This window comes from Psychromonas sp. (genome assembly GCF_983033635.1).
In genome coordinates this window covers 1-3034 of sequence record NZ_CEZLMY010000276.1, presented here as the reverse complement: position 1 = coordinate 3034, position 3034 = coordinate 1, and the positions used below count along the sequence as shown (strand labels likewise).

Here is a 3034-nt window from a genome sequence, read left to right as displayed (position 1 = left end):
GCTTAAAGATAATATCGATAGCGACTGCGCCCGGATAAGTTTTATCAGCTTAATGGTCTTTCCCTTTTTAATGCCGGATAACTTTAAAAAAATGTATAACATTAAGTTTACAGATGAATTTTTAACACACCTTGCCGAACAAAATATTCAGTTACTTAGCTTAGGTTTACTTAAACCACAGGACAATAATAATGATGGAAAATAAAAAACGCTTTTTTATACTGGGACTTGTTGTCGGAGTTATTGTACTGCTACTGGCAGTCAAGCTTAAACCCAGCCCAGAGCTGCAGGAAAGTTTTGACCGCGCCAGACTGGTTGAAATAATGACCTTAAAAACACAGCAGACTGCCCCTCAGATCACAGGTTTTGGCCGGGTAACGCCTAAGCACAGCTGGCAGGGAATTGCCGAAGTCAGCGGCAAACTGATTTTCCGTAATCCATTATTAGAAACAGGCCGCCTGCTGCCCAAGGGAACTGTGCTTTTGGAAATTGATCCGCTCGAATATCAGCTCAATTTAGCGCAGGCTGAAGCAAATTTACATGCCAGTGAAGCGCAGCTGCTGCGAATTGATCAGCAGGAGGAAAACTTCACCGACAGCCTCAAATTAGAAAAACAGAAACTGCAGTTAGTTGAACAGGAATATCAAAGACAACTTACTTTGAAAAAGAAAGGTCTGATCTCCAATTCCAGTGTCGAAAATCAAAAACAGACTCTGTTAGGGCAGCAGAACCGCGTACAGGATCTGCAGAGCTCTCTACAGCTGCTGCCCGATGACCGTAAAGTTACCATTGCACAGGTACGTATCAATCAGTCTAAATTGGCGGACAGTCAGCGCAAACTGAGCAAAACAAAACTTGTCCTGCCCTATGATGCACGAATTGCAGAAGTTAATATTGAACAGGATCAGGTAGTTTCTTTAGGCTCGGTGATGCTCAGCGCTTATCAGTTAGGCACGGTTGAGATAAAGGCCGAATTATCCCTGTCAGATATGAACATTCTGATGAACAGTATTAAGCATCTGCCTCAGAATGGAACGTTACCTTCAATCGAAACGCTGCAGCTGGTTGCTGATGTCTCACTGCAGATGGCATCCAATGAATATCAGTGGCCGGCAAAAGTGACCCGAGTTGCTGAAACAGTTAATCCGGATCAGGCCACCATCGGCGTTTACTTAGAAGTTGAACAGGACTTCAGGAAGTTAAACCTTCCCTCTAAACCGCCATTAACCAAAGGCATGTTTTTAGCAGCAACAATTACCGGCGCAAGCTCAACACAATATGTAATTCCTGAAAAAGCACTGCACGAAAGTAAAATCTATCTTATGGACAGCGATAATAAACTGCAGATAAAAGCGGTTAAAGTACTCTACAGAACGAAACAGGGAGTGGTAATTAGCGGTGATTTACAAGAGGGGCAGCAGTTAGTGGTCAATGATCTTATTCCAGCTATTACCGGCATGTCACTTAAAACTGTTGATATTAAGGAGCAGGCGCTGTGATAAATTATTTAACACGCCACCCGACACTGGCTAACTTAATGATGCTCGGTTTTCTAGTGCTGGGTATATCCAGTTTAGGCAACATAAAACGCGAAACTTTTCCTGAATTTGCACCGCCGTATATCTCTGCATCTGTTGTTTATCCGGGCGCATCACCTATTGAGGTTGAAGAAAGCCTGTGTCTGCGTATGGAAGATGCCATTGACGGTTTATCCAATATTGAAGAAACTAAATGTCAGGCCGTTGAAGGCATGGCAACACTGATTATCAAACTCAATGAAGACGTCGATCTTGGACGCTCTTTAGTAGATGTGCAGACTGAAATAGGCGCAATAAAAGATTTTCCTAGTGAGGTAGAGCCGCCGATCGTTAAAGAACTCGACTGGGCAGAGCCGGTTGTTGATATTGCAATTTCTGCCGATACCACCCGTCCGCAGTTAAAAGCTTACGCTGAGGACGTCAAACTTAGATTGAAAGTTGATGCTGGTGTCAGCTTAGTCAGCATTTCGGGCTTCTCTGATCACCAGTTAAGTGTCGAACTAAATCAGGAAGCAATCAGACGTCTTTCTTTAACCGTTAATGACATTGCCGATAAGATAAACAGGCAGAATGTTAAAATGCCCAGCGGTAATATTGAACTTCATGAAAAAAATCTGCTGATTCGTTTTGATCAGCAGAAAGTTACGCCCTTCGAGTTAGGCACAACGGTAATTTCATCTAACCCGCAAGGCGGTATTGTACGGCTCTCTGATATTGCAACAATCACAGATAAATTTGAAGTTGATGAAGAGAAAATACTGTTTGACGGCAAACCGTCAGCCGTTTTAAATATCAAAAAAAATAAAGCCGATGATGCGTTGCGCATTAAAGCTAAAGTACAGGAGTTTGTCGATCAGGAAAATTTACGCGCACCAGAAGGCGTTACCCTTACCTTAACCAATGATTTATCATCGCTGCTTAAGGACAGGCTGAGCATGATGATCAAAAACGGCTGGCAGGGTATTATTTTAGTTTTCTGCAGTATGTGGCTGTTTTTCTCTCTGAGGTATTCATTCTGGGTTTCGGCCGGCTTACCCGTGGCTTTTATGGGCGGCTTGTTCCTGATGAGTGTGCTCGGACTTTCTATTAACATAATGAGCCTGGTGGGTTTGTTAATGGCCATCGGTATTATGATGGACGATGCAATCGTGATTGCAGAATCCATTGCCTCGCATATTGATCGTGGATTTTCCCCGCAGGAAGCGGTCAGTAAAGGCGTCATTAAAGTTGCACCGGGCGTTGTTTCCTCTTTTTTAACCACTATTTTTATTTTCGGCAGTTTATTGTGGTTAGAGGGACAAATGGGCGCAGTATTATCTGTAGTACCTATGGTGCTGATTTTAGTGTTGAGCATCAGCTTGATAGAAGCATTTTGTATTTTACCGAATCATCTGAATCACTCACTAAGTAAAAAAACTACAGAAAGACCGATGTGGCAGTGGAAACGCCGCTTTTTAGATAAGTTTGAAGATTTTAGAAATACTAAACTTGTTACT

Annotated in this window: 2 protein-coding genes and 1 pseudogene; all 3 read left to right on the top strand. The window is 42.7% G+C overall.

From position 1 onward, the window contains the following. A pseudogene (locus AC4GME_RS18415) lies at window positions 1–205 on the top strand (TetR/AcrR family transcriptional regulator); the annotation flags it as partial. After that, window positions 192–1499, top strand: a complete 1308-nt coding sequence (locus tag AC4GME_RS18410) for an efflux RND transporter periplasmic adaptor subunit (RefSeq protein ID WP_490377712.1) — start codon at window positions 192–194, stop codon at window positions 1497–1499. The pseudogene AC4GME_RS18415 and the gene AC4GME_RS18410, both read left to right, overlap by 14 nt. Continuing rightward, a partial coding sequence (locus AC4GME_RS18405; RefSeq protein WP_490380002.1) for an efflux RND transporter permease subunit occupies window positions 1496–3034 on the top strand: 1539 nt, incomplete at its 3' end. The genes AC4GME_RS18410 and AC4GME_RS18405, both read left to right, overlap by 4 nt.

Excerpts from the sequence above, each read along its gene's own strand:
- AC4GME_RS18410 (WP_490377712.1), top strand. The coding sequence starts at position 192 with ATGATGGAAAATAAAAAACGCTTTTTTATACTGGGACTTGTTGTCGGA.